At 35.3% G+C, this 24,470-nt stretch carries 26 protein-coding genes and 1 riboswitch; of the genes, 17 read left to right on the top strand and 9 right to left on the bottom strand.

The window, feature by feature from the left end; translation table 11 throughout:
* Positions 1-61: 61 nt before the first annotated feature.
* Positions 62-2,017: a TonB-dependent receptor plug domain-containing protein gene (locus tag E0F89_RS12820; RefSeq protein WP_243699520.1), complete on the bottom strand. Its 1,956-nt coding sequence runs from the start codon at positions 2,015-2,017 to the stop codon at positions 62-64.
* A gap of 100 nt (positions 2,018-2,117) precedes the next feature.
* Positions 2,118-2,390, bottom strand: a riboswitch (cobalamin riboswitch).
* Positions 2,391-2,472: 82 nt separating this feature from the next.
* On the opposite strand from E0F89_RS12820, the gene E0F89_RS12815 reads away from it, so the two are divergent.
* Genes E0F89_RS12815 through E0F89_RS12805 form a run of 3 tightly spaced genes read left to right on the top strand, consistent with a single transcriptional unit; the run spans position 2,473 to position 5,430 of the window.
* Entirely contained in the window at positions 2,473-3,615 is a 1,143-nt protein-coding gene (locus E0F89_RS12815) for an ABC transporter substrate-binding protein (protein ID WP_131910173.1), read from the top strand.
* Between the two features lies 1 nt (position 3,616).
* Positions 3,617-4,648: an iron ABC transporter permease gene (locus E0F89_RS12810; RefSeq protein WP_243699519.1), complete on the top strand. Its 1,032-nt coding sequence runs from the start codon at positions 3,617-3,619 to the stop codon at positions 4,646-4,648.
* Positions 4,648-5,430, top strand: a complete 783-nt coding sequence (locus tag E0F89_RS12805) for an ABC transporter ATP-binding protein (protein ID WP_131910172.1) — start codon at positions 4,648-4,650, stop codon at positions 5,428-5,430. The genes E0F89_RS12810 and E0F89_RS12805 overlap by 1 nt, the downstream gene beginning before the upstream one ends.
* Before the next feature lie 78 nt (positions 5,431-5,508).
* Here the strand turns inward: E0F89_RS12805 and E0F89_RS12800 are convergent, their stop codons facing one another.
* From E0F89_RS12800 to E0F89_RS12790, 3 genes are all read right to left on the bottom strand, one after another.
* Positions 5,509-7,116, bottom strand: a complete 1,608-nt coding sequence (locus E0F89_RS12800; RefSeq protein WP_131910171.1) for a class I SAM-dependent methyltransferase — start codon at positions 7,114-7,116, stop codon at positions 5,509-5,511.
* Positions 7,117-7,225: 109 nt separating this feature from the next.
* The gene (locus E0F89_RS12795) at positions 7,226-7,681 is read right to left on the bottom strand and encodes a tRNA (cytidine(34)-2'-O)-methyltransferase (protein WP_131910170.1); all 456 of its coding nucleotides are present in this window, start codon (positions 7,679-7,681) and stop codon (positions 7,226-7,228) included.
* 55 nt (positions 7,682-7,736) lie between these two features.
* Positions 7,737-8,312 carry a pseudouridine synthase gene (locus tag E0F89_RS12790; protein WP_131910169.1) on the bottom strand — a complete coding sequence of 192 codons (576 nt, stop codon included), beginning with the start codon at positions 8,310-8,312 and terminating at the stop codon, positions 7,737-7,739.
* A 169-nt stretch (positions 8,313-8,481) separates the two neighbouring features.
* Here E0F89_RS12790 and E0F89_RS12785 point away from each other — a divergent pair, with 169 nt between their 5' ends.
* The 5 genes from E0F89_RS12785 to E0F89_RS12765 all read left to right on the top strand — a co-directional run bounded on the left by E0F89_RS12785 (position 8,482) and on the right by E0F89_RS12765 (position 12,067).
* A complete protein-coding gene (locus tag E0F89_RS12785) occupies positions 8,482-8,847 on the top strand; it encodes a hypothetical protein (RefSeq protein ID WP_131910168.1) in 366 nt (121 codons plus the stop codon).
* 239 nt (positions 8,848-9,086) lie between these two features.
* Positions 9,087-10,457 (top strand): DNA recombination protein RmuC, encoded by a 1,371-nt coding sequence (rmuC, locus tag E0F89_RS12780; protein ID WP_131910167.1) that lies wholly within the window; start codon positions 9,087-9,089, stop codon positions 10,455-10,457.
* A 4-nt stretch (positions 10,458-10,461) separates the two neighbouring features.
* Complete coding sequence (locus E0F89_RS12775) at positions 10,462-10,827, top strand: 6-phosphogluconate dehydrogenase (protein ID WP_131910166.1); 366 nt, start codon at positions 10,462-10,464, stop codon at positions 10,825-10,827.
* Positions 10,828-11,376 (top strand): acyl-CoA thioesterase, encoded by a 549-nt coding sequence (locus tag E0F89_RS12770; protein ID WP_131910165.1) that lies wholly within the window; start codon positions 10,828-10,830, stop codon positions 11,374-11,376.
* Positions 11,377-11,527: 151 nt separating this feature from the next.
* On the top strand, positions 11,528-12,067 hold the full coding sequence (locus tag E0F89_RS12765) for a YceI family protein (RefSeq protein WP_131910164.1): 540 nt from the start codon (positions 11,528-11,530) through the stop codon (positions 12,065-12,067).
* A gap of 2 nt (positions 12,068-12,069) precedes the next feature.
* On the opposite strand, the gene E0F89_RS12760 is transcribed toward E0F89_RS12765, so the two are convergent.
* Positions 12,070-12,984 carry a TIGR01777 family oxidoreductase gene (locus E0F89_RS12760; protein WP_131910163.1) on the bottom strand — a complete coding sequence of 305 codons (915 nt, stop codon included), beginning with the start codon at positions 12,982-12,984 and terminating at the stop codon, positions 12,070-12,072.
* 117 nt (positions 12,985-13,101) lie between these two features.
* On the opposite strand from E0F89_RS12760, the gene E0F89_RS12755 reads away from it, so the two are divergent.
* The 9 genes from E0F89_RS12755 to E0F89_RS12715 are packed head-to-tail and all read left to right on the top strand — an operon-like array spanning position 13,102 to position 21,121.
* Entirely contained in the window at positions 13,102-13,761 is a 660-nt protein-coding gene (locus E0F89_RS12755; protein ID WP_131910162.1) for a TetR family transcriptional regulator C-terminal domain-containing protein, read from the top strand.
* Positions 13,761-15,068 carry an ABC1 kinase family protein gene (locus E0F89_RS12750; protein WP_131910161.1) on the top strand — a complete coding sequence of 436 codons (1,308 nt, stop codon included), beginning with the start codon at positions 13,761-13,763 and terminating at the stop codon, positions 15,066-15,068. Before E0F89_RS12755 ends, E0F89_RS12750 begins: the two co-directional genes overlap by 1 nt.
* Entirely contained in the window at positions 15,068-15,202 is a 135-nt protein-coding gene (locus E0F89_RS12745) for a DUF2256 domain-containing protein (RefSeq protein ID WP_131910160.1), read from the top strand. Before E0F89_RS12750 ends, E0F89_RS12745 begins: the two co-directional genes overlap by 1 nt.
* A complete protein-coding gene (locus E0F89_RS12740; RefSeq protein ID WP_131910159.1) occupies positions 15,178-16,482 on the top strand; it encodes a DASH family cryptochrome in 1,305 nt (434 codons plus the stop codon). Before E0F89_RS12745 ends, E0F89_RS12740 begins: the two co-directional genes overlap by 25 nt.
* Positions 16,483-16,489: 7 nt before the next feature.
* Entirely contained in the window at positions 16,490-17,974 is a 1,485-nt protein-coding gene (locus E0F89_RS12735; protein ID WP_131910158.1) for a cryptochrome/deoxyribodipyrimidine photo-lyase family protein, read from the top strand.
* Positions 17,975-18,014: 40 nt separating this feature from the next.
* Positions 18,015-18,299: a TIGR03643 family protein gene (locus tag E0F89_RS12730; RefSeq protein WP_262709543.1), complete on the top strand. Its 285-nt coding sequence runs from the start codon at positions 18,015-18,017 to the stop codon at positions 18,297-18,299.
* 49 nt (positions 18,300-18,348) lie between these two features.
* On the top strand, positions 18,349-19,032 hold the full coding sequence (locus tag E0F89_RS12725; RefSeq protein ID WP_131910157.1) for an SDR family NAD(P)-dependent oxidoreductase: 684 nt from the start codon (positions 18,349-18,351) through the stop codon (positions 19,030-19,032).
* 31 nt (positions 19,033-19,063) lie between these two features.
* Positions 19,064-19,678 (top strand): GTP cyclohydrolase I FolE, encoded by a 615-nt coding sequence (folE, locus tag E0F89_RS12720; RefSeq protein ID WP_131910156.1) that lies wholly within the window; start codon positions 19,064-19,066, stop codon positions 19,676-19,678.
* Between the two features lie 24 nt (positions 19,679-19,702).
* A complete protein-coding gene (locus E0F89_RS12715; protein ID WP_131910155.1) occupies positions 19,703-21,121 on the top strand; it encodes an SDR family oxidoreductase in 1,419 nt (472 codons plus the stop codon).
* A gap of 78 nt (positions 21,122-21,199) precedes the next feature.
* Here the strand turns inward: E0F89_RS12715 and E0F89_RS12710 are convergent, their stop codons facing one another.
* The 4 genes from E0F89_RS12710 to E0F89_RS12695 all read right to left on the bottom strand — a co-directional run bounded on the left by E0F89_RS12710 (position 21,200) and on the right by E0F89_RS12695 (position 24,469).
* On the bottom strand, positions 21,200-22,495 hold the full coding sequence (locus E0F89_RS12710; protein ID WP_131910154.1) for a cryptochrome/photolyase family protein: 1,296 nt from the start codon (positions 22,493-22,495) through the stop codon (positions 21,200-21,202).
* Positions 22,495-22,956: an SRPBCC family protein gene (locus tag E0F89_RS12705; RefSeq protein ID WP_131910153.1), complete on the bottom strand. Its 462-nt coding sequence runs from the start codon at positions 22,954-22,956 to the stop codon at positions 22,495-22,497. Before E0F89_RS12705 ends, E0F89_RS12710 begins: the two co-directional genes overlap by 1 nt.
* A 186-nt stretch (positions 22,957-23,142) precedes the next feature.
* Entirely contained in the window at positions 23,143-23,583 is a 441-nt protein-coding gene (locus E0F89_RS12700) for a sterol desaturase family protein (protein WP_131910152.1), read from the bottom strand.
* Between the two features lie 46 nt (positions 23,584-23,629).
* Positions 23,630-24,469 (bottom strand): phytoene/squalene synthase family protein, encoded by an 840-nt coding sequence (locus tag E0F89_RS12695; protein WP_131910151.1) that lies wholly within the window; start codon positions 24,467-24,469, stop codon positions 23,630-23,632.
* Position 24,470: the final 1 nt, after the last annotated feature.

Here is a 24,470-nt window from a genome sequence, read left to right as displayed (position 1 = left end):
GTTACAAATAAAAAAAGGCTTTCATCACTGAAAGCCTTTTTCTGTTTACAAAAATTCCGAATTACAACTTGATATTCATACCCAATTTAAAATTTCTTCCCAAGGTATTATAGCCCACATTTTCAACAAAATCAGCGTTCAAAATATTGCTGACTGCTCCAAAAATCGACAACCTATTTTTCATCAATTCATAACGAACTGACGAGTTTACTAATTGATAGGAGTCTAAAACAATATTCTGCGTCGCAAAAGTAGCTCCGTCAAAAAAAGCATCATTCCTGCTGTCCACATATTGATAATCTACATTAAAAAACAATCTGTCATTGATTTGAAAATCCAAAGCTGAATTCACTTTATGTTTTGGAATCAATCGATCCAGCGCTTTATCCACTTGCGTAAAAGTATAGTTTGAATTCCAGTTAATTTTTTCGCTCAAGGCAAAAGAGAATTCGGTTTCTACTCCTTTTGCTTTATTCATTCCATCTATATTAATGTAGTTCGAATCGAAAGTTACCGGATTGAAATAAAATCCGATGAAATTAGTTTGCTCACGGTAAAAAGCAACTGCATTCAGTTTGATTTTTTTTTCTAAAAAATGTGTTTCAAAACCTGCTTCTACAGTCCTGTTTTTTTCCGGTGTCAAATCCTCATTTCCATATTCAGAATACAATTGGTACAAACTTGGCGTTACAAAAGCAGTGCTGTAGGATGCTAAAATCTTCAATGGAACCGATTTAAAATCAAACGAAGGATTCACATTGTACACCAATTGATTTCCATACTGACTGTGGATATTTAATCGCGTACCAACATTCAAATTAAACCCAAAATCCGTAGTAAAAATACCGGTAATATATGGATCAATCATATTAAATTTAGTCGCTTCTTTCAAATTTCCGCCAAAAGGAGTGACACTATTCATATCATGAAACTGATATTGTGCTCCGGCAACAAGAAAGAAAGATTCTGAAAATTCATATTTATTAAAAGCATCAACGTTGACACTTCGAGATTCATATTGCGAAAATCCGGGTTTATTCGAATAGAAATCGAAATCATCATACGTTCGTACAATTTTGTTAAAGCTGGAATTCAAAACAAATTCACCTTTAGAATATTTGTATTTTGGTAAAAAGCCAAAACGAAATTGTTCTGATTCAGTTGAATTTAAATCGGTGTCATTTGTCCCGGTATTATCAAACGAAGCATCGTAATCGTTGTTGATTTTGTCATAATTTCCAAAGAAATCCAATGTCAATTTATCCGTTGCTTTATACCCTAACTTTGCCAAATAATTAATTCTGGAAAAACGATCTTCTTCATAATTGTCTGCTGGATTTACGGGAGCAATCTGTGACATTCCGCTAATTTCAGTGCTGTTTAAAGAAGCAAAATAATTTACTTTATTTGCATTTCCGTTCACCGAAAAGCCTTGATTAAAATTTTGCGCGCTGGTTTTGTTTGTATTTGCAGTATTATTGGTTCCCACATTTACATACGCATTACCTTCAATAGCTTTCTTGCCTGATTTTTTTAAAGTAATGCTAATTACGCCGGTTGCAGCACCTGAACCATACAAAGTACTCGCAGCGCCTTTCATGATTTCAACGCTTTCCACCTGCTCCACCGGAAGCAAACGCAAATCATACTCAAAACTAATTCCCGAAGCATCATTTACCGGAATTCCATCAATAAGAATCAACACTTGATTGTTTTTTCCACCCCGAATGTAGTACCCTAAATTTTTTCCGGCGGCGCTTTGGTTTCCGTTGATTTCTAAACCTGCAACGGAACTTAAGACATTTGCAAGGGTTTGTCCGGCTTTGTTTTTCAAATCCTCAGCAGTAATTTTAGTGATTACTTTTCCTGATTTTTCTTTTGCCAAAGCAAATTTAGAGTCGGAAACTACCACTTCTTTCAATTCATCTTCAGAAGAGAAAGTTTGATTTTGTTGCGCAAAAGCACAGCTTGTCATTAGTACGCATAACGCACTAATACGAACGATTTTTTTGTTCATTTTAATTAAACATTTTGTAACAGCAATTTTCTGTTACATGACTAAAAATGGGGAGAAAAGCATAGAATTACCCATACCCAAACCTTTTTTCCCGAAAGTTTGATACTCGATGTAATAGGCAGGTCTCCTGGCTTGCGTCTTGTTGTTTACCTTCCCATTCGCCTTGACGAACAGTGGTTTTGTAGATAACAACAAGCTTAATAGCTTACAGTTGCGGGTACAGCGTGAGATTTTTGAATCTGGATTTATGAAAATTGATTGCAGATTTTAAATCTGAAATCAAAAATCGTTAATCAACAATCTTCAATCACTCTCTTCCCTTTTAATGCCGGTTTGAAAAAACAAAACAGCAACCTCAATACTGGTGCAAATATAGCTTTATGATTGGAATAAAAAATAAAATTTGATTTTTAAAAAGGATTAAATATACCTTTGCACTTCTTGAAAACCATTTTATGAAAACCATTTTTTTTAAATTCATATCCTTTTTATTTGTCATTTTTTTCACCGGATGCAAGCAAAATAATGAAACTTCTGTTACGCAAATTGCTTCACAAAAAAACCAAGTTCAATATGCTAAAGGATTGAAAATTTACAAATACGAAGGTTATTCAATCGTTACAATAACAAGCCCTTGGCCTGAAGCCAAAGAAAATTTCACTTACGTTTTACAAGAAAAAAACGGAATCATTCCAGACAGTTTAAAGCAATTTTCCATTATTCCAATTCCTATAAAATCGATTGTTGTAACCTCAACCACGCATATTCCGGCACTTGAAATGTTAGGCGTCGAAAATACTTTAGTTGGTTTCCCAAACACCGATTATATTTCCTCCGAAAAAACCAGAAAACGCATTGATTCCGGAAAAGTTAGAGAAGTAGGAACGAATGAAACTCTAAATACCGAGGTTTTAATCGAAATGGCTCCCGATGTGATCGTAAGTTTTGGTTTGAACAACAGCAATCCAACGCTTGATAATCTTCAAAAAAGCGGATTAAAAGTGATGATAAACGGCGACTGGACGGAACAATCCCCGCTTGGAAAAGCAGAATGGATTAAGTTTTTTGGAGCATTGTACGGATTGGATTCCAAGGCAAATACTATTTTTTCTGAAATCGAAAAAGAATACACAAACACTTTGGCTTTAGCTAAAAAAGCAACATCAAAACCTAACGTTTTGAGCGGTGCCATGTTTCAGGATCAATGGTACGTTCCGCAAGGCGACAGTTGGGCAGCATTATTTCTAAAAGACGCTCATTCAAATTATTTATGGGCTGACACGAAGGGAACCGGCAGTTTGCCATTGCCTTTTGAAAAAATTCTAGAAATAGCGCAAGATGCCGAATATTGGATTGCTCCAGGGGATTTTTCTTCGTTAAAACAAATGAGTGAGAGCAATCCGCATTACAGTGAATTTGCCTCTTTTAAAAATAAAAAAGTATATTCGTACGGCATCAATAAAGGAGCTAAAGGTGGTATTCTATATTTTGAATGGTCTCCTACCCGACCCGATTGGGTATTGAAAGATTTGATTACAATTTTTCATCCTGAATTGTTGCCAAATCATAAACTTTTTTTCTTTCAGAAATTAGAATAAATTGACTAAAACTAACCGAAATACAGTTCTTTTCATCATCCTGACCATCGGGATGCTGTTTTTGTTTGTCATAAATATCAGTTTAGGTTCTGTTTCCATTCCTGTGAAAGAAGTTTTTAATAGCTTAACTGGGCAAAGTGCCAGCAAAGAAACCTGGGAATATATCATTCTCAATTATCGCTTACCCAAAGCTATTGCTGCTATTCTTGTTGGAATGGGATTATCCATAAGCGGCTTATTAATGCAAACACTGTTTCGAAATCCGCTGGCAGGACCTTACGTTCTGGGATTAAGTTCCGGTGCGAGTTTAGGCGTTGCCACAGTCATTTTAGGCGCAACGCTGTTACCGCAATTCCTAGCGACACTTTTACTTTCTTCTTATGGAATTATTTTGGCCTCCAGTTTAGGAAGTTTCACTGTTTTACTGGCTGTATTGGCAGTATCTCATCGATTACGGGATACTATGGCCATCTTAATTGTAGGTCTTATGTTTGGGAGTTTAACCAGCGCCATTGTTGGAACGCTAACGTATTTCAGCACTGCCGAACAGTTACAGAAATTCACATTCTGGTCACTCGGAAATCTTGGCAATTTATCCTGGAGCTCCATTTCACTTTTGTCCATCTGCGTAGCGATTGGATTACTGCTCAGTTTGTTCAGTATCAAGCCCTTGAATTCATTACTTCTGGGAGAAAATTATGCCAAAAGTTTGGGTTTAAATTATAAAAAATCAAGACTGATTATCATTTTTGCTACCAGTATTTTAGCCGGAAGCATTACCGCTTTTGCGGGTCCAATTGCTTTTATTGGATTAGCAGTTCCTCATATTGCAAAACTGGTTTTTCAGACGAGTAATCACACTATTTTATTCTGGAGTACGATACTTTTTGGGGCTATTATCATGCTCATTTGCGACAGTATTTCGCAAATGCCGGGTAGCGACATTACCTTACCAATCAATGCTGTGACCTCTATTTTTGGCGCACCGATTGTCATTTGGTTACTAATTAGGAAACGCAAAATGATGGGATAATGGAAAATAAAATCATCTTACAGGCTTCACAAATCAGCATTGGTTATTCTCATAAAAAAGAAAATACCATTGTTGCTTCGAACATTGATTTGTGTTTAGAAAAAGGAAAACTCATTGCTTTAATTGGCGCCAACGGAATTGGAAAATCGACGCTTTTACGAACGATAACGGGTATTCAAAAAACAATTTCAGGAAGTGTTTTACTCAATGGCCAAAACATTCATGAAATAAACGCTTTGACCTTGGCACAAAACCTAAGTGTGGTTCTCACCGAAAAATTACCTCCAAGCAACTTGACTGTTTTTGAACTCATTGCTTTAGGAAGACAGCCTTACACCAATTGGATTGGAAAATTAACTGATGTTGACATTGTAAAAGTAAATGAAGCGATGCAACTGACTCAAATCAGTCATTTAGCTGCCAAAAAACATTACGAAATCAGCGACGGACAATTACAAAAAGTTTTGGTTGCGCGCGCTCTGGCACAAGATACGCCACTTATTATTCTTGATGAACCCACAACCCACTTAGATTTACTGCACAAAGTGGGACTTTTCAAATTACTAAAAACGCTGACGCACGAAACCGGAAAATGCATTTTATTTTCCACTCACGATATTGAAATGGCGATTCAATTGAGTGACGAAATGATCATTATGACGCCTGAAACTGTTCAACAAGACCAACCCTGTAATTTTATTTCAAAAGGCAGTTTTAATACTTTATTCAAAGATGAACATATTATTTTTGACGCTGAAAAAGGAAAATTTATGATTGTTTAATTTTTTGCCAAGAAGGTGCTGAGACGCACATTTTTAAATACTAATTTACAAAAACTGCGACTTAATACCGAATACTCATCAAATTCCTTTCAACAAATTAATACTTACCGTAGCAATATCCGCGTCTGGGAATCTCCTGAAGAAATTAGCATCCGGAAACAATCCCGCTTCAGCAGCTATTTTGTGCAAAACCGGAATTTCTACTATATATTGGTCTGAAAAACCATGCGTGGCGTCATACGCAGTAGCGGCGGTTTTTCCTAAATTAGCGGCAGTCAAAGTGGGAGCAATCGTATGCAATTCAATCATTAGCAACCCAAATTTGCGAACATATGGCGACCATTTATTGAAATGTTCTAACAAATTATCTTCAACCAGATTATTTCTGATTCGCTCTCCTCTATGCGCAAAAGCTCCTGTTGACTGACTCACTCTGTCTTTGTTACACGCTTTTGGTATTTCCCAAATACGATTGTGATCTAGAAAGGTTCTCACATTCAATAAATCTTTCAAATCAATGTTATAATTTTCTAATAAATCATTGGCTAATAAATCGGGGCGACCAATATCTCCCCAAATTACTTTGGCCCAAATATCGGCTTTAGTTAAATTGGCTCGCGTTACTTTCAAAGCCGCTTGATTATAATCGGCGCCAACAAGAAATAAAGGATAGTCATCCAGCATTTTTCCGCGTAGAGTTTGTCTTTCTATTAGATTATAAATATGCTCTATAAATGCACCATTGCCACAACCCATATCCAAGATACCTTTGGGCTGGTCTTCAATAGGCAGATTAAATAATTTTATGATAATTTCATCTACCACTTTAAAGTAAGTATCGTGTGCGCCTCCGCTTCCCCACACATTCATTTCTCTGTCTACATGAATCTCTTCTTCCCCTTCAGCAATCGTTCGCAGTACATTTGGATTACCAAAAAGCAGTTCATCCATTTTACTGAAAGTAGGCAAATAGGAAACTGTCACTCCATACGCAGAGGCTCTTTTTGCAAAAAATAATCCCGTTTCCGTAAATTGATAATTTCCTTTTTTTTCAGTAAACCAACCTAAATGAGCAAAGAAATTGAGTATTATTTTAAAATTTTCGGGGGACTTATGAAATTCTTCGGGACGGAAGGAAATCTCCATAAAATATTTGTGGAACATACCACTCATTCCAAGACGAACTAATGTTGGCCCTACCAAACATCCTTCGATATGCATCAAAATCTGATGTTGGATACTATTCGTCAGTAGATCATTCGCAAAAGGAATTGCATAATTTTTTTTATATTTTTCGAAAATAACGCGCAGCATTTCAAAAGGTGCATCTTCGAATAATCGAGGGTGAAATTGCATTGAAAAATGCAATAAATTGATCACATCTTCGTATAAATGAAACATCGAAAAAGCGAGTTCGCTTTTATCGTTAGTACTAAATTTAATCACATCAGTACTATTATTGATATCATAATCCAGGAATCCTTGAGAACACAAAGCGCGTAAACCCACATTCAGGTATCCTTCGTTGGCTTTAAAATATAAAATTAGTTCTTCCAGAGTCACTTCTCTCTTATCAAGTATATAAGAAAGAATTCCGTTTTTATGCAAAGAAAAAGCGACCGGCGCAATAACCAAGCCATCTAAATGTCTAAAAATGGTATTTCTAAGAAGAACTTTGTCTATCATAAAAGTAAATTTAAAGGCAGAAAAACAGGGTTAAGCCAGTTTATGTTCTACTCAAATATATAAAATTTACTTCAAAGAAAAATGCTTTAGCCACCTCTAACTTTTCAAATTAACGTTTAATGTTAATTTGTCTTTTGGCTTCACCAATAACGAAAGCAACGGAATTAGCAATATTGAAACTTCTTATCAATGAAGACATAGGAATCGTAAGGTGATTAGGGAATTCGTTTAAAACAACTTCACTTAAACCTTTACTTTCTTTTCCAAAAACCAACCAGTCTCCGTCCTGAAAATCAGTTTCTAAATACGATTTTTGGGCGTGCGAACTCATTAGGAAGACTCTTGATTTATCTTGAATTTGAGAACTCCATTCGGCTACATTTTCATATTCTGTTACATCAAGGTGTACCCAATAATCCAACCCGGAACGTTTCAAATTTTTGTCATTAATTACAAAGCCAAAAGGATGTATCAGGTGCAAACGGCTTTCGGTTCCTACGCACAATCGGCCTATATTTCCAGTATTGTTCGGTATTTCGGGTTCTACTAAAACGATGTTTAACATATTATTCTTTATTAAAATATTGAAAATTAAAAGATTGAAGAATTCGTACCAATCCTTAAAATTCTGTTTGAAAATTTTCTACTTCCTTAACTTCTCCTGCCTGTAAATCATGGAGGTGGACATTTCCTATCCGGACACGAACCAGACGCAACGTAGGAAAACCAACAGCGGCCGTCATTTTACGAACTTGACGAAACTTGCCTTCATTTACTGTTATTGATGCCCAAGAAGTTGGACCGTGGCGCTCATCACGTATTTTTTTTCCTCTTGCTCCAAAAGCAGGAACTTCATTTATCATAGAAGCTTTACAGGGTTTAGTAATATACTTGGTTCCATTAAAACCAATTTCTACCCCTTTTTGTAATTCATCAATGGCTTCCTGATGGATAATTCCGTCGACTTGTACGTAATATTCTTTGTCGACTTTTCTGCTTCTAATGATTTCGCTCATCATCCCATCTGTAGTTAGCAGTAAAAGTCCTTCGGAATCTTCGTCAAGGCGGCCAATTGCCATTGTTCCTTTCGGAAAATCATACAGTTCACCCAATAGCTTTTTTTTACGTTTCAGTTCATAAATAAACTGGCTTAGATAACCGTAGGGCTTATGAATGATAAAGTGAGAATGAGTCATTTTATATTATTTTTGATGCGTGCAAAGATAGTTTTGTTTTTGCTGGGTTTAAAATTGTGTCTTCATACATTTACTCTCAAACTAAAAGCTTTGTTAAATAATTAAATTAGATCGTTTATAATACGTAATATTATACCAATTATTACCCCAATACCTAAAATTAAAGATTATGGAAAGCAACGATTTAAGTTCAAAAAAGACTAACAACAAGCAAAATAGTAACGAAGGATCTAACGGTGATAACGTGACCAAAAATACAAATCCTGATGTCTCTCATTTAAAATCAGAAGTGGAAACTGATACACATGGAAATAAAAAAATTGTACAAAGAGCACGTAATATAGAAGGCAATTTAGAACAGAATGAAGATACCACTCCGGTGAATTTAAGTTCTGATACTGCCAATGTATCTGAAGAGCTGGCTAAAAAAATGGTCGAAAATAAAGATCACAACTCGGATCTAACTGCAAATCGGTATCCAAATTCACACCCTGACAATAAGGAAGACAGAGGAAATATAAAACTGGACGAATAACTGTTTATTTTATTTATCAAAAGCCAATACGATATAAATTCTTATTGGCTTTTTTTGTGAATTTACGATTTAATCAAAATTATAAATCTCCTTTACGGCTTCAAGTAAATATCTATATATCTTTCCCTAATCCGGAAATTTAACGACCCAACCTTATATTACAACGAGTGAATAAAAAATAAATTTTAAATGAGCAACTAGTATTATTCCTTACTTTTACTTTTTACAAAAATACTTCTATGTCAAATATGCTTCTGTTTTTAATAATTTTCATTGTTGCGCTCTCCCTTGGTGTTTTCATCGGTAAACTCATTTTCTCTGCTCGTTTTCAGTCTGAAAAAGTAAGTTTAGAAGAAAAACTCATCGCCTTAACCTCCCAATTCCATCAGCAGAAAGAGCAGTTCAATGCAGACAAAACAGCTTTCGAAAAGCATTTGCACCTTAGCTCTGCGGAAAAAGAAAGCATTCGAAGCGAAAAAGACAGTCTGGCAATCCAGCTTTCTAAAAAGGAAGTAGATTTTGAAAACCTTTGGGAACGAAACAAAGAACAAAAAGAAGAAGTTGAGAAACTACAGGAAAAATTCACCAAAGAATTCGAAAATCTAGCCAATAAAATATTAGACGAAAAGTCCAATAAATTTACGGAACAGAACAAGGAAAACATGAAGAATATCTTAACCCCATTACAAGATAAAATTCAGTTGTTCGAAAAGAAAGTCGAAGATACTCACAAAGAAAGCATTGATTATCATGCGGCGTTGCGTCAACAAATTTTGGGGTTACGGGAAATGAATATTCAGATGAGCAAGGAAACCATAAACCTGACCAAAGCCTTAAAAGGTGACAGCAAGATGCAGGGTAACTGGGGTGAATTGGTTCTGGAACGCGTTCTTGAAAAATCAGGATTGGAAAAAGGCCGAGAATACGAAGTGCAGCAAGCGTTCACCACCGAAGATGGAAATCGGGTGTTTCCTGACGTGGTAATCAACTTACCTGACGGTAAAAAGATGATTGTCGATTCCAAAGTTTCTTTGACAGCTTATGAAAAATACATTAATGAAGAGGATGATATATTTAAAATCAGTCATTTAAAAGAACACGTTAATTCCATCAAAAGGCATGTTGAACAATTGGGCAATAAAAACTATCATGATCTGTACCAAATGGAAAGTCCCGATTTTGTATTGCTTTTTATACCTATTGAACCCGCCTTTGCATTGGCACTAAATGAAGATACCAGTTTGTATAACAAAGCATTCGAGAAAAATATTGTTATAGTTACACCTGCGACTTTATTAGCCACTTTACGGACTATTGACAGCATGTGGGCCAATCAAAAACAACAGGAAAACGCCGTGGAAATTGCACGCCAGGCTGGTGCTCTGTACGACAAATTTGAAGGTTTTGTGGCGGATTTAATCAAAATTGGCAAAAAAATAGACGAGAGTAAAATAGAATATAGCGGCGCTATGAATAAACTTGTAGAAGGGAAAGGGAACCTGATTGTAAGTGTCGAAAAATTAAAAAAAATGGGAGCAAAAGCCAAAAAAGCACTTCCGGAAAGCATATTAAATCGCGCAGAAAAAGACGAAAATCAACTTTTAAATTAAAAAAATGAGAAAAATTTTAATGATTATTACCGGAATAATTTTGCTTTCAATAGTAGGCTATTTTACTTTTTTATACAGCGCCAATTACAGCGAAGGAGTACGATCAGGCGAATTGATAAAAGTGAGCCATAAAGGTGTGGCATTTAAAACGTGGGAAGGGGAAATAAGTCAGGGTATTGCAGGCGCCCAAATTTTTGCTTTTTCAGTAATGGATAGTGAGAAAGAAGTAATCGCTGATCTACAGGAATTGGAAGGGCAATATGTTCAGGTAAATTATGTGGAACGGTACCGAACATTCCCATGGTGGGGCGATACACGCTATTTTATAACTGCAGTGAAAAAGGTAAATTCTCCATTTAAAATCAAATAAATGAATAAAACTTTTAAAACTGTTGCTTCCTCTAATATCAGAATTTCAGAATTAATGTTGCCTTCTCACACCAATTTCAGCGGCAAGATTCATGGCGGTTATATTTTATCATTGTTGGATCAGATTGCGTTTGCATGCGCTTCTAAATTTTCAGGAAATTATTGTGTTACCGCGTCTGTAGATACGGTGAATTTCCTGAAACCAATTGAAGTAGGTGAACTCGTAACCATGAAAGCCAGTGTCAATTATGTCGGGAACAGCTCCATGATTATAGGGATTCGGGTAGAATCCGAAAATATTCAGACCGGAATAAATAAACATTGTAATTCGTCCTATTTTACAATGGTTGCTAAAGATACTGAAGGCAAAAGTACGCTTGTTCCGGGTTTAATTTTATCCAATTCCAATGAAGTTCGACGATTTTTAAATTGCATCAAACAGATAGCGCTAAAAAAAGAGAAAGACCTCCATGAAGAAGAATTTGATTATAATTCTGAAGCTGCTCTGGAAAGCTTAAAGAATTATAATGTAAAGTTGAAAATAGCGTAAAGCACACCCTAAAAAAAACAGGTTTCAAAAGCAATTTCTGCTTTAAAGCATCTATGAAAACTAACCTTAGAAATGAATTTCAAAGCCGTAAAAATTAAATAATTCATGTTTTTTTTTCGTAACTTTCGGTAATTTAATTTCATAAATCATTATGAAAAAAATTACCTTAATATTACTACTCTTCATTGCTTCTGCTACTACCGCTCAAGAAAAAATGTTGTCTTATGGAGGAATTATAAATTTTGAGGCATCAATACCTTTATTTGAAGAAGTAAAAGCTAGAAATGAAAAAACAACCTGTATTTTAATTACCAAAACGGGCCAGTTTTTTTGTTGGACAAACATTAAGGACTTTAAGTTTGAAAGAAGCCTGATGGAAGAGCATTTCAACAAAAATTATATGGAAAGTCACCGGTTTCCCCGAGCTTATTTTAAAGGCAGAATTGAGAAATTCGATCTGAAAAATATTACCAACGATGCCAAACTACACCAAATTAATGGAAAAATTACAATTCGCGGACTTACTAAAAAAATGTTGATCACCGGAACTTTAAAAAAGGTAAGTAACGGAATTGAATTTTATTGCGCATTTCCGTTAAACACCGATGATCTAAAAATTGAAATCCCATCTGTTGTGCGTAGCAAGATTTCTAAAAATGTAAACACGCAAATTATTTGTCTTTTACAATAATTTTATTTTTTCAAACAGTCTTTTAAAGCCTCTTCAAGATTTCGAAATTTAAATTGAAAACCAGTTTGTTCAATCTTATCAGATGAAACTCTTCTTCCGGTCAATACAATTGCGGCCATTTCGCCCATAACCATTTTTAATACAAAAGCAGGAACATTAGGCAACCAGATAGAATAGCCAAAAATACGAGCCAAAGTTTTTGAAAAAATTGTATTACTGGTATTGTCGCTGACTGCCGCGTTATATGGTCCCTCTATATTTGAATTTGTAATGGCATGGACATAAATCGCAGACAAATCATCCAGGTGAATCCACGGCATATATTGCTTTCCTGTCCCTAATGCAGAACCTAATTTCATCTTAAATAAAGGAACCAGTTTCGTCAAAAATCCTCCGTTTTTACCTAAAACTAATCCAGTACGGATTTTTACCGTACGAATATTCATGTTTTCAATCAGATCCAAAGCACCTTCCCATTTCTGACAAGTATAGCCCAAGAAATCATTTGCAGGCGTCATGTCTTCAGAACAAATTTCCTCTCCGTTTACTGCACCGTAAATTCCTACTGCTGATGCTGAAATAAATGCATCTAGTTTTTTACTGTTCTTTTTTAAGACCGAGTACAACAATTGGGCTGATTTTTCTCTACTGTCGATTAAAGCTTTTTTACGTTTTGCGGTCCATCTTTTCTCGGCAATATTTTCCCCCGCCAAGTGAATGATATAGTCCGCTTTTAAAACTGCATTTTCATCTATAGTCTGATGTTCAACATCCCATTTGTAATAGGAAATATCCCCTTTGTTTTGTTTTTCACTCCTACTTAATATGGAAACCGAGTATCCTTTGGCTATCAATAATGCAGTCAGATGTCTTCCAATAAATCCCGAACCGCCGCTTATTAAAACATTTTTTTTCATGATTGTGTAAATCTAATGATTTCTAATGAGATAAATTTATATTAAATTTTGTTTAACTTTATTAATATATAGTTAAACATTTCATACCTTTATACTTTAATTTGAAAAACACTAAAAATGGCAACTAAAAAAACAACAATAACAAAGGACAAGATAGTTTCAATGTACATGAATTATGTACTCGATCACAGCGAAAAACCTAAATCAGTTTATCATTTTACAAAATTGAATAATTTTACTGAAACAGAATTCTACGCGTTTTTTGGAACTATTGAAAGTATCGAGAAAGAAATTTTCAAAATGTTTATCGAAAAAACAGTGGAGTTACTTCATAAGAATAAGGAATACGAGATGTATGACATGAAGAGTAAAATGCTAAGTTTTTATTTCACCTTTTTCGAAATATTAACGGCTAACAGAAGCTACGTTGTTCTCGTGCTTAAAGAACACAACAATCCGTTGAAAAAACTAATGCAATTATCCGGACTCAGAAACAGTTTTAAAAACTATCTGACAGAGATCATTTCAGATGAATTTAGAACACAACAAGAACGACTTCAAAATTTTCAAGAAAAAACATTTCAGGAAACTTCATGGATTCAACTTTTATTGACACTGAAATTTTGGCTGGATGATTCTTCTCCTTCTTTCGAGAAAACAGACATTTATATTGAAAAATCAGTAAAAGTTACTTTTGAATTAATGAACATTGCTCCTATAGACAGCTTAATAGATTTTGGAAAATTTATTTTCAAAGAAAAAATATACAACAAATAATGAAAACCATAGACTATATACCCACTTCAAAAATTGAAAGGGCTACAAAACTGGTACAAACCGGTGCAAAAGTAGGTGTAAACTACCTAAAATATTACGGTGAAAAAATGGTTAACTCTGATTTGACCCGTGATAAATTAAATGAAGACAATGCTGAAGATATTTATGACGGTTTAAAGAGCTTAAAAGGAAGCGCGCTCAAAGTTGCCCAAATGTTAAGCATGGACAAAAGTTTTTTGCCTCAGGCTTATGTGGAGAAATTTTCACTTTCGCAGTTTTCAGTTCCGCCACTATCAGCACCGTTAGTGTTAAAAACGTTCAAAACAAATTTTGGGAAAACACCGTATGAAATTTTTGATGAGTTCAATGCTGACTCTAAGAATGCCGCAAGCATCGGGCAAGTTCATATCGCGATGAAAGACGGTAAAAAACTAGCCGTAAAAATTCAATATCCCGGAGTTGCCAACAGTATTTCATCTGACTTAGCGATGGTAAAACCCATCGCAGTGAGAATGTTCAACCTTCAAGGTAAAGACTCCGATAAGTATTTCAAGGAAGTTGAAGATAAACTAGTAGAAGAAACCAATTATCTGTTAGAGTTAAAGCAAAGCCAGGAAGTAGTTGCTGCCTGTAAAAAGATTGAAAATTTAATTTTTCCAAATTACTATCCTGAATTTTCTTCAGAGAAAATTATTACAATGGATTGGATGAGCGGCAAGCACCTTTCAGAATTTACAAAAATAAATACCAATCAGGAAGTAGCCGATAATATTGGTCAGGCTCTATGGGATTTCTATATGTACCAAATTCATGTTTTGAAAAAAGTACACGCTGATCCGCATCCGGGAAATTTTTTGATAAATGAACAAAATCAATTAGTGGCATTAGATTTTGGTTGTATGAAACAAATTCCAAATGACTTTTACACTCCTTATTTTGAATTGATTGACAAAAAAGTAATAAATAGTCCTAAACTGTTCAATGCAAAGTTGTTTGAATTGGAAATTTTACGTGTCGATGATTCGAAAGAAGAAGTCGCCTATTTCACCGAATTATTCTATGATCTATTGTCATTGTTTACAAAACCTTTTCAGGCAGAAACATTCGATTTTTCGGATGAAACTTTTTTTGAAAGTATCGCTGCATTAGGAGAACGTTTTTCAAAAGATACCAATCTCAGAAAAATGAATGGTAATCGAGGTTCGAAGCATTTCATTTATATGAACAGAACATTCTTTGGATTATACAATTTAATGTTTGATTTAAAAGCGAAAATTGTTGTCAATGAATATCAAAAATACAAATAGTGAAAAAGGAGCATCTGCCTTCAAAAATGTGTCTGGTTTGCAACCGTCCTTTTAGCTGGCGGAAAAAATGGGAAAAAGTTTGGGACGAAGTCAAATATTGTAGCGAAAAATGCAAAAGAAACAAAAAGGGTTAGTTTGGTTTAGAAATGATTTGAGAGTTCATGATAATGAATCTTTGACAAATGCTATTCAAGAAAATGACAGCGTATTAGCGGTGTATTGTTTTGATCCAAGACATTTTGAAAAGACACGTTTTGGATTTAAAAAAACAGAAAAGTTTCGGGCTAAATTCCTGATTGAATCGGTAACTGCTTTGAAACGCAATCTGGAAAATTTGAATATTTCGCTTTTGGTGTATCACCAAAAACCCGAAATTAATATTCCGGAAATTGTTGCTGAAAATGAAATCGATTCTGTCTATTTTCAAGAAGAATGGACAAGTGAAGAAATGGAAGTTTTAGAGAATCTGAAATCCAAAGTTCCAGATTCAGTATCATTTAAGAGCATTTACAATCAGTTCTTGTTTCATCCAGATGCGATTCCGTTTTCGATTGAAAAGATTCCAAATGTTTTTACACAATTCAGGAATCAATGTGAAAAATCGACGAAAGTCAGACCTGAATTTAAAGTCCAACCACTTTATAAAGAAAATTGGAACACAAACGAAACTGTAATTCCTACAATGAAAACATTAGGATTTACTGATTTTGAAACAGATGCCAGAACCGCCTTCCCTTTTGGTGGCGGTGAAGATGAAGCGGTGAAACGCATGCAAAACTATTTTTGGGAAACCAAAAAACTAAGCGTTTATAAATTGACCCGAAACGGATTAATTGGAACCGATTTTAGTTCGAAATTTTCTCCGTGGTTAGCCAATGGCTCTATTTCGGCCAAAACTATTTATTGGGAGATTATTAAATATGAACAACAAATTGGAAAAAACGATTCTACATACTGGCTGATTTTTGAACTGATTTGGAGGGATTATTTTAAATACGTTTCATTGAAAAATGGGAATTCGATTTTTAAAATTGGAGGCATTTTAGATAAAGATTACGATTGGAAAACCAATTCATCTGCCATCAATAGTTGGATAAATGGCACAACTCATGAGCCTTTTGTAAATGCTAACATGATTGAATTGCAACAAACAGGCTGGATGAGCAATCGCGGCAGACAAAATGTAGGTTCTTATTTTGCAAAAAATCTGTTGTTAGACTGGCGTGTAGGAGCTGCCTATTTTGAGGCGATGCTGATTGATTACGATGTTCACAGCAATTACGGGAATTGGATGTATGTTTCAGGAGTTGGTAATGACCCAAGAGACCGAAAATTCAATATTAAATTGCAAGCCAATAATTACGATGGAGAATCAAAATTTCAGAAATTATGGTTGCAACAACAATTATTTTAAAAAGTAAATGAATACAAATAAGAAACATATTAATGTGGTTTGGCTAAAAAGAGACCTTCGTTTAGAGGATAACGAAGCGATTTTTAACGCAACAAGAACAGAAATTCCCACTTTGTTGCTTTACGTTTTCGAAAAATCTTTAGAAAATGATTCGCATTACAGTGAGAGACACTGGAATTTCATTAAGCAATCACTTGTAGACATTAACAAACAACTGGAACAATCTAACACGCAAGTGTTAGCGGTATATTCAGAGGTGCTTCAAGTTTTCAATATTCTTGAAGAAACATACAAAATTGAAACCGTTTATTCGCATCAGGAAACCGGCTTGAAAATCACCTACGAAAGAGATAAAACTTTTAAACGTTTTTGTAAAAACAATCAAATCAATTGGGTTGAAAACACCAATAACGGTATTTTCAGAGCACTGAGAAACAGAACAAACTGGGTTTCCATGTGGGAAAATTACATGAATGAACCACAATTTATTTTTGATTCCAAAGCAGAAAATTTCATCAGTTCACAGGCAATAGTTGAACTGGAAAAGACTTTAGAAAAGACAAATTTAGAAACTATTGCGGATACTATTTTCCAAAAAGGAGGAAGTATTATGGCTGGCAAATACTTGCAAAACTTCTTTGAGGAACGCTATCACAATTACAGTTCCCATATTTCGAAACCTTTATTGGCTCGAAAAAGTTGCAGCAGACTATCACCATACATTGCTTGGGGAAATTTATCTACCAGACAAGTTTTGCAAAAAGCGGCAACCTTCAGATTGACGTGTACCCATAAAAAGCAAATTGATTCTTTTGTTTCAAGACTTACCTGGCAAGCACATTTCATCCAAAAATTTGAAATGGAGGAAGTCATGGAGTTTGAAAGTGTCAACAAAGGTTTCCACTCATTGAAAAAGAAGGTCAACGAAAATTATATTCAAGCTTGGAAAACGGGACAAACCGGATTTCCATTGATTGATGCTTGCATGCGCTGTTTGAATGAAACTGGCTATTTGAACTTTAGAATGCGCGCTATGTTAGTTTCTTTTTTCACGCATAATTTATGGCAACCTTGGCAAGAAGCAACTCAGCATTTATCACAGATGTTCTTGGATTTTGAACCAGGAATACATTTTCCGCAGTTACAAATGCAGGCTGGTGAAACCGGAATCAATATGTTGCGTATCTATAATCCAATAAAGAACAGCTACGAACATGATCCTGATGGTGAATTTATTAAAAAATGGGTGCCGGAATTGCGGGATTTACCACGTGCATTTGTACACGAACCCTATAAAATGACCTACCTAGATCAGAAATTTAATGAATTTGAAGTGGGTATCAATTATCCGAAGCCAATTGTAAATATAGAAAGAACAAGGAAATTTGCCAGTGATTTTTTATGGAAAATGAAGAAAAATCCACTGGTAAAAGAAGAAAGTTCACGCATCCTAAAGTTACACACCATGGCTGATATTGGCGACAGTGAATAATTTTAAAAAATGAATAGCAAAATCAAATAAATAAAATACCGTGACTTTAAAAAAAGAACTTACTGATTTAGAGAAAGACCGAATCATAGAAATGGCTTGGGAAGACCGCACTACTTTTGATGCCATTTTACTCCAATTTGGATTAAAAGAACAAGAAGTAATCGATTTGATGCGCACCGAAATGAAAGCATCCAGTTTTAGAATGTGGCGTGAAAGAGTGCAGGGACGTAAAACAAAACACGAAAAATTAAGAAATTTTCAAGAGGGTCGTTTTAAATGTACCATGCAAAGACAAATTAACAATAACAAGATTTCCAAACGATAAAATTAATGTTCAGTGAGCAGTAGTCCGTTAAAATAATAATATATATAAAATGAAAAACATAGTAATCATTGGTGGAAGTAAAGGTATTGGCAACGCAATTTTGTTGCAACAATTAGAGACGAACTTGGTTTACAACATCAGCAGAAACGCGCCAGATATCACACATCCTAACCTTAAACATTTTTCAATAGATGTTTTAAAAGACACGCTCCCGGAAATAGAAAATATTGACACGTTGATTTATTCCCCGGGCTCCATCAACTTGAAACCCATCGGAAGTCTAAGTATTGAAGATTTTAGAAATGACTTTGAAATTAATGTTATTGGCGCTGTAAAAGCCATTCAGAAATATTTACCTGTTTTAAAAAAGGGAACTAATCCATCGATCGTTTTGTTCAGCACGGTAGCAGCGAAGCTAGGAATGCCATTCCATGCCAGTATTGCTACGTCAAAAGCTGGTGTTGAAGGATTAGTTAAATCGTTGGGAGCAGAATTGGCATCGGTAGTACGCATCAATGCCATTGCTCCCACGATTACCGAAACGTCACTTTCCGCAGGTATCTTGAGAAATGACCGAATGAAAGAAAACATGGTAGAGCGCCACCCAATGAAAGGCTATCTGAAACCGGAAGAAGTAGCTAACATGGCCAACTTCCTAATTTCAGAAAATGCCAAATCGATTTCAGGTCAGGTATTCGAAATGGATTACGGAATAGTAACTTTCAAAATATAAAAACAAATTCATAACTTTAAAAATACCGAATATGATACTTAGCAAAATGAAAAGCTACGAGAAAATCGAACAATACGATACTGAAATAACAGAAGCATTAGCGGATAATTATAAAGTAATTATTGAAAATTTAGGAGAAGATGTTACTCGCGAAGGTCTTGAAAAAACACCGGAACGTGTAGCAAAGGCAATGCAATATTTAACACACGGTTACGGATTGGATCCGTTAGAAATCCTAAAATCGGCTATGTTTACCGAAGATCACCAACAAATGATTGTAGTAAAAGACATCGAAGTATATTCTATGTGTGAACACCACATGTTACCGTTTTTTGGAAAAGCACACGTGGCTTATATTCCAAATGGTAAAATTGTAGGACTGAGTAAAATTCCAAGAGTCGTAGATGCTTTTGCCAGAAGAATGCAAGTGCAGGAACGATTGACGGATCAGATCAAAAATTGCATTCAGGATGCTTTAAATCCACTTGGTGTTGCAGTTGTGATTGAAGCGCAACACATGTGTATGCAAATGCGTGGGATTCAAAAACAAAACTCGGTTACAACGACTTCTTCTTTTACAGGAGCTTTCGAGAAAGACAAAACCAGAAAAGAATTTATTAGCTTAGTTTCCAATAAATTAAGTTAATTTTAATTCCCTAAACACATTTCCATGAAAATTCTCTTAACAGGTGCAACAGGTTATATCGGGAAGCGACTTTTACCACTTTTGGTAGATCAAGGACACGATATCATCTGTTGTGTGAGAGACAAAAACAGGTTTTATTGTCCTGTTGAATATCAAAAAAATGTTGCCGTAATTGAAGTTGACTTTCTCAATCGAGAAACACTGGCCGCTATTCCTGTAGATATTGATGCTGCTTATTATCTGATTCATTCTATGTCGGGATCAGCCTCAAATTTTGATGAATTAGAAAGTCTGTCGGCATTAAATTTTGTGCAACGTCTGAATGAAACTAATGTCAAACAGGTTATTTATTTAAGTGGAATTGTTAATGACAAATCGCTATCGAAACATTTAAAGTCGAGAAAAAAAGTAGAAGAAATTTTAAATACAGGAACTTTTGCCACAACCACCTTGCGAGCCGGTATTATAGTTGGTTCTGGAAGCGCATCGTTTGAGATCATTCGGGATTTAGTGAATAAACTTCCCATAATGATTGCCCCAAAATGGCTGAACACCAAATGCCAGCCGATTGCCATTCCGGATGTTCTCGAATTTTTATCCAAATCATTGTTAAATCCCATTACTTATAATCAGAGTTTTGATATTGGAGGACCAGATATTTTAACGTATAAAGAAATGCTATTGGGTTTTGCGGAAGCCAAAAAACTAAAGCGATGGATTTTCACGGTTCCTATAATGACACCAAAATTATCCTCCTATTGGTTGTATTTTGTCACCTCAACATCCTACAGGCTCGCGTCAGCACTGGTCAGCAGTATGAAAGTTGAAGTCGTTTGCAGTGATAACAGAATTAATGATTTATTGCATGTAACGCCAATGACCTACAAACAAGCATTATCTCGTGCTTTGATAAAAGTAGACGAAGACAAAGTAGCTTCGAGCTGGAAAGATTCTCTAATCAGCGGACGTTTTAGCAGCAACATGTCGGACTATTTAAAGGTTCCAAAAAAAGATTGCTTCATTGATCGCAGAAAAATGGAAATCATCGACCGTGATTATACAGTCAACAGGATTTGGTCCATCGGTGGTGATACGGGTTGGTATTATGGCGATTGGCTGTGGGGTTTACGGGGGTTTATTGACAAATTGTATGGCGGTGTAGGTTCCCGAAGAGGAAGGACAAACCGTCACGACATTCATTCCGGCGATGCTTTAGATTTTTGGCGCGTTTTGTATGCCAATAAAGAAGAAGGGAAATTGATTTTATTTGCTGAAATGAAATTACCAGGAGAAGCTTGGCTCGAATTCAAAATTATAGGAAATACGTTATATCAAGCAGCTACTTTCAGACCCAGAGGAATTTGGGGGAAATTATACTGGTATTCTGTTTTGCCGTTTCATGGATTTATCTTTAATGGAATGCTGAAAAAACTGATAAAATAATATTTTACAAACATATAAGTCATATAAGTCTTTCTTTAAACTACATAAAAACTTAAATGACTTATATGTTAAAATAAATCATTTCAAAATTCCGGCTTTGTAAGTCGCAATTGCCCTGTCTCTCGCCATGGCATGATCTACAATAGGTTTACCGTATCCCAAATCAAATTCTTTGATCCATTTTCGAATGTAAATTCCTTTTTCGTCAAATTTCTTTTGCTGTATTTCCGGATTGAAAACACGGAAATAAGGTGCGGCATCACAACCGGTTCCCGCTGCCCACTGCCAGTTGCCAACATTGGCAGACATATCATAGTCTAATAATTTTTCAGCAAAATAGGCTTCACCCCATTGCCACTGAATCATTAAATGTTTAATTAGAAAACTGGCAACCACCATGCGAACCCTATTGTGCATATAGCCAGTTTCATTGAGTTGACGCATTCCCGCATCAACCATGGGGTATCCGGTTGTACCAGAACACCAACGCTTGAAATCTTCTTCATTATTGCGCCACTGGATCCCATCATAGGCCGATTTGAAGTTTTGGGTAACTACTTTTGGAAAACTGAATAAGATTTGCATAAAGAACTCTCTCCAGATCAATTCACTCAAAAAGACATCGTTTTTATGAAATGCCCAATTGACTAATTTCCGAACGCTTACGGTTCCGAAACGCAAATGAGGCGACAGATAAGAAGTTTTGTCCATAGCTGGAAAATCTCTTATATCCTGATAATTTGCAATGAATTTTAAGTTGTGCGGCTTTACTTTTATAGGACTTTCTTCGAAACCAATTTGTTCTAAAGTAGGAAAATCGAAACTGTTTTTATAGAAATTAGAAAAATGTGATTCGGTATCGTACTCCTGAACCGGAGCCAATGACTTGTATTTTTCTAACCATTTATTCTTAAAAGGAGTATAAACCGTATACGGCAATCCATCCGCTTTTGTAATTTCTCTTTCTTCAAAAATAACTTGGTCTTTGAAAGAATAAGAAAGGGTTTTATTTGTTTCTAAAATTTCACAAAGGGTTGTGTCGCGTTGTAACGCGTACGGTTCGTAATCTTTGTTGAAGAAAACTTCTTTAACGTCAAATTCTTGTAAAAGAGATTGCCAAACATCTGAAGTTTTTCCTTTTTTGATTAAAAGTGAACTTCCTATTTCTTGAAGTTCCGTATTTATTTTCGAAAGTGATTCATGAATGAAACCTACTCGGGCGTCATTTTTTGGTAAACTGTCTAAAATAGAATCATCAAAAATAAACAATGGTATTACCGAATATTTAGACTGTAAAGCGCAAAATAAACCAGTATTATCTTCGAGACGCAAGTCGCGTCGGAACCAAAAAACAGAAACTTCTTGTTTACTCATTACTTTGAATTAAACATTTCGTCCACTTTAGTAACACGATATTCGAAAATGGATTTCAATTTATTTTTAACAACGAGTGTATTCATGATCTGGCCCAAAAAGCCAAGCGGCAATCCGTAGTGAACCACATCCGTCATTTTGGTACCGTTTGGTGTCGCTTCAAAGAAATGTTTGTGGTGCCAAAAACTGTAAGGACCAAAACGCTGTTCGTCTATGAAGTAACTATTTTCCTTTACCTGAGTAATTACAGTCATCCAGGACAAAGTAATCCCGAAAAGTGGCGTCACCTTATATTGAATAATTTGCCCGGGATACATGGACTTATTATCGAAATCCGTGATTTGAAAACCCATTCCTTCTGGTGTGATTTTCTGAAGATTTTTCGGATTGGAAAAAAAAGCCCAACATTCTTCAACAGTTGCATTTACGTGTTGAACGGTTTCTTGTTTGTAAATTTTCATGTTTGTATTTTAAAGATAAATACCGTCATGGAACACTGGGTTCGCGTGAGGGATAAAAGTGGAGCTCTTTTTTTGACTACCCTGTCAGGGTTTTGAACCCTGACAGGGTAGTCAAAAAAAAGCGGGAACGGATAGCCCGACCCCGCTGTAACGCTAGTGAAAGCGTGGTCACGCCCCAATTAAACTTTACATTTTGTAGTATTTGAACGGCACAAATAACATTCCGAAACACTCTCCGTGCTCCTTACCCAAATGTTTGTGATGTATTTTATGAGCTTTACGCAAACCTACTAAATACTTATTATTAGTGTGTTTGAACCACTTAAATCGCTGGTGAATCAGGACATCGTGGATCATGAAATAACAAAGACCGTAAAACATAATTCCAAGTCCGATGAAGAATTTGTAGTTCAAACCGCCTTCGACACCAAAATAAAAAAGTACAATGCTTGGGATCGCAAAAATGACAAAAAAGATATCATTTCGTTCGAAAACGTTCGCATATTTTGGTTGGTGATGATCGGCGTGAAAATACCACATCGACCCGTGCATTACATACTTGTGTGTAAGCCAGGTCACACATTCCATTAAAAGGAAAACACCTAAAAAGATTAAAAAGAAAATCATTATTTTTTATATTAAATTTAAATATACTTTTAAAATAGCTGCTGTTTTACACCAGTTTTAATTTATAAGTCACAAAAGATTGCGCCAAAAGTCCCGCTTTTGTATAATTGGAAACCCGAATTCGTGCATTTCCAATTTCATGGCAAGGTGTATTTTCAAGCTTTTTCAATAGCTTTTTATAGTACACGAATGCTGTGTAAACTCCAAATTTTGCTTCAATAGGCAGTTTAAGAATCCCTTGATAAGCAATTTTGAAATCCTCTTCGATTTCACTGATGATAGCCGTTTTAGCATTTTCATCAAAGGAATTTAAATCGACTCCAGGGAAATAATTACGGTTCAAGACCAGATTATCATCCTTCAAATCACGAAGGAAATTGACTTTTTGAAACGCAGAGCCTAAACGCATGGCCTCGTCTTTGAGTTGCTCGTATCTCTTGTTATCTCCGGCAACAAAAACCTTGAGACACATCAATCCCACCACATCAGCAGAACCATAGATATACGCATCATATTCAGCTTTACTATGATAATCGGACTTGATTAGGTCTAATTTCATGCTTCTTAAGAACGCCTGAATGAGGTCATCCGATATATTGTATTCCTTGACAATTTGCTGGAATGAATTCAGGATAGGATTTAAACTTATTCCTCTGTCAATCGCTTTATAGTAGTCATCCTCGAATTCAGCGATTAAACTTTCCTTGTCATAACCATGAAAGGAATCTACAATTTCATCTGCAAAACGGACAAAACCATAAATACTATATATGGCATCTCTTATACTTGGCGACAGCATGTAAACCGCCAGCGAGAAAGAGGTGCTATAATTTTTTGTAACTAACTTGCTACATTTAAAAGATACATCATCAAATAATTGCTTCATA

Origin of the sequence: Flavobacterium caseinilyticum, assembly GCF_004349085.1 — a bacterium.
GTDB classification, from domain to species: Bacteria; Bacteroidota; Bacteroidia; order Flavobacteriales; family Flavobacteriaceae; genus Flavobacterium; species Flavobacterium caseinilyticum.
Note: the sequence above shows the minus strand (reverse complement) of the source record. Positions and strands in the feature narration are given on the sequence as shown.

Excerpts from the sequence above, each read along its gene's own strand:
- E0F89_RS12740 (WP_131910159.1), top strand. The coding sequence starts at position 15,178 with ATGCAAAAGAAACAAAAAGGGTTAGTTTGGTTTAGAAATGATTTGAGA.
- E0F89_RS12790 (WP_131910169.1), bottom strand. The coding sequence starts at position 8,312 with ATGACTCATTCTCACTTTATCATTCATAAGCCCTACGGTTATCTAAGC.
- E0F89_RS12750 (WP_131910161.1), top strand. The coding sequence starts at position 13,761 with ATGAAAACCATAGACTATATACCCACTTCAAAAATTGAAAGGGCTACA.
- E0F89_RS12705 (WP_131910153.1), bottom strand. The coding sequence starts at position 22,956 with ATGAAAATTTACAAACAAGAAACCGTTCAACACGTAAATGCAACTGTT.
- E0F89_RS12800 (WP_131910171.1), bottom strand. The coding sequence starts at position 7,116 with ATGATAGACAAAGTTCTTCTTAGAAATACCATTTTTAGACATTTAGAT.
- E0F89_RS12815 (WP_131910173.1), top strand. The coding sequence starts at position 2,473 with ATGAAAACCATTTTTTTTAAATTCATATCCTTTTTATTTGTCATTTTT.
- E0F89_RS12760 (WP_131910163.1), bottom strand. The coding sequence starts at position 12,984 with ATGAAAAAAAATGTTTTAATAAGCGGCGGTTCGGGATTTATTGGAAGA.
- E0F89_RS12775 (WP_131910166.1), top strand. The coding sequence starts at position 10,462 with ATGAGAAAAATTTTAATGATTATTACCGGAATAATTTTGCTTTCAATA.
- E0F89_RS12795 (WP_131910170.1), bottom strand. The coding sequence starts at position 7,681 with ATGTTAAACATCGTTTTAGTAGAACCCGAAATACCGAACAATACTGGA.
- E0F89_RS12715 (WP_131910155.1), top strand. The coding sequence starts at position 19,703 with ATGAAAATTCTCTTAACAGGTGCAACAGGTTATATCGGGAAGCGACTT.
- E0F89_RS12765 (WP_131910164.1), top strand. The coding sequence starts at position 11,528 with ATGAAAAAAATTACCTTAATATTACTACTCTTCATTGCTTCTGCTACT.
- rmuC (WP_131910167.1), top strand. The coding sequence starts at position 9,087 with ATGTCAAATATGCTTCTGTTTTTAATAATTTTCATTGTTGCGCTCTCC.
- E0F89_RS12735 (WP_131910158.1), top strand. The coding sequence starts at position 16,490 with ATGAATACAAATAAGAAACATATTAATGTGGTTTGGCTAAAAAGAGAC.
- E0F89_RS12820 (WP_243699520.1), bottom strand. The coding sequence starts at position 2,017 with ATGAACAAAAAAATCGTTCGTATTAGTGCGTTATGCGTACTAATGACA.
- folE (WP_131910156.1), top strand. The coding sequence starts at position 19,064 with ATGATACTTAGCAAAATGAAAAGCTACGAGAAAATCGAACAATACGAT.
- E0F89_RS12755 (WP_131910162.1), top strand. The coding sequence starts at position 13,102 with ATGGCAACTAAAAAAACAACAATAACAAAGGACAAGATAGTTTCAATG.
- E0F89_RS12770 (WP_131910165.1), top strand. The coding sequence starts at position 10,828 with ATGAATAAAACTTTTAAAACTGTTGCTTCCTCTAATATCAGAATTTCA.
- E0F89_RS12710 (WP_131910154.1), bottom strand. The coding sequence starts at position 22,495 with ATGAGTAAACAAGAAGTTTCTGTTTTTTGGTTCCGACGCGACTTGCGT.
- E0F89_RS12785 (WP_131910168.1), top strand. The coding sequence starts at position 8,482 with ATGGAAAGCAACGATTTAAGTTCAAAAAAGACTAACAACAAGCAAAAT.
- E0F89_RS12725 (WP_131910157.1), top strand. The coding sequence starts at position 18,349 with ATGAAAAACATAGTAATCATTGGTGGAAGTAAAGGTATTGGCAACGCA.
- E0F89_RS12700 (WP_131910152.1), bottom strand. The coding sequence starts at position 23,583 with ATGATTTTCTTTTTAATCTTTTTAGGTGTTTTCCTTTTAATGGAATGT.
- E0F89_RS12805 (WP_131910172.1), top strand. The coding sequence starts at position 4,648 with ATGGAAAATAAAATCATCTTACAGGCTTCACAAATCAGCATTGGTTAT.
- E0F89_RS12695 (WP_131910151.1), bottom strand. The coding sequence starts at position 24,469 with ATGAAGCAATTATTTGATGATGTATCTTTTAAATGTAGCAAGTTAGTT.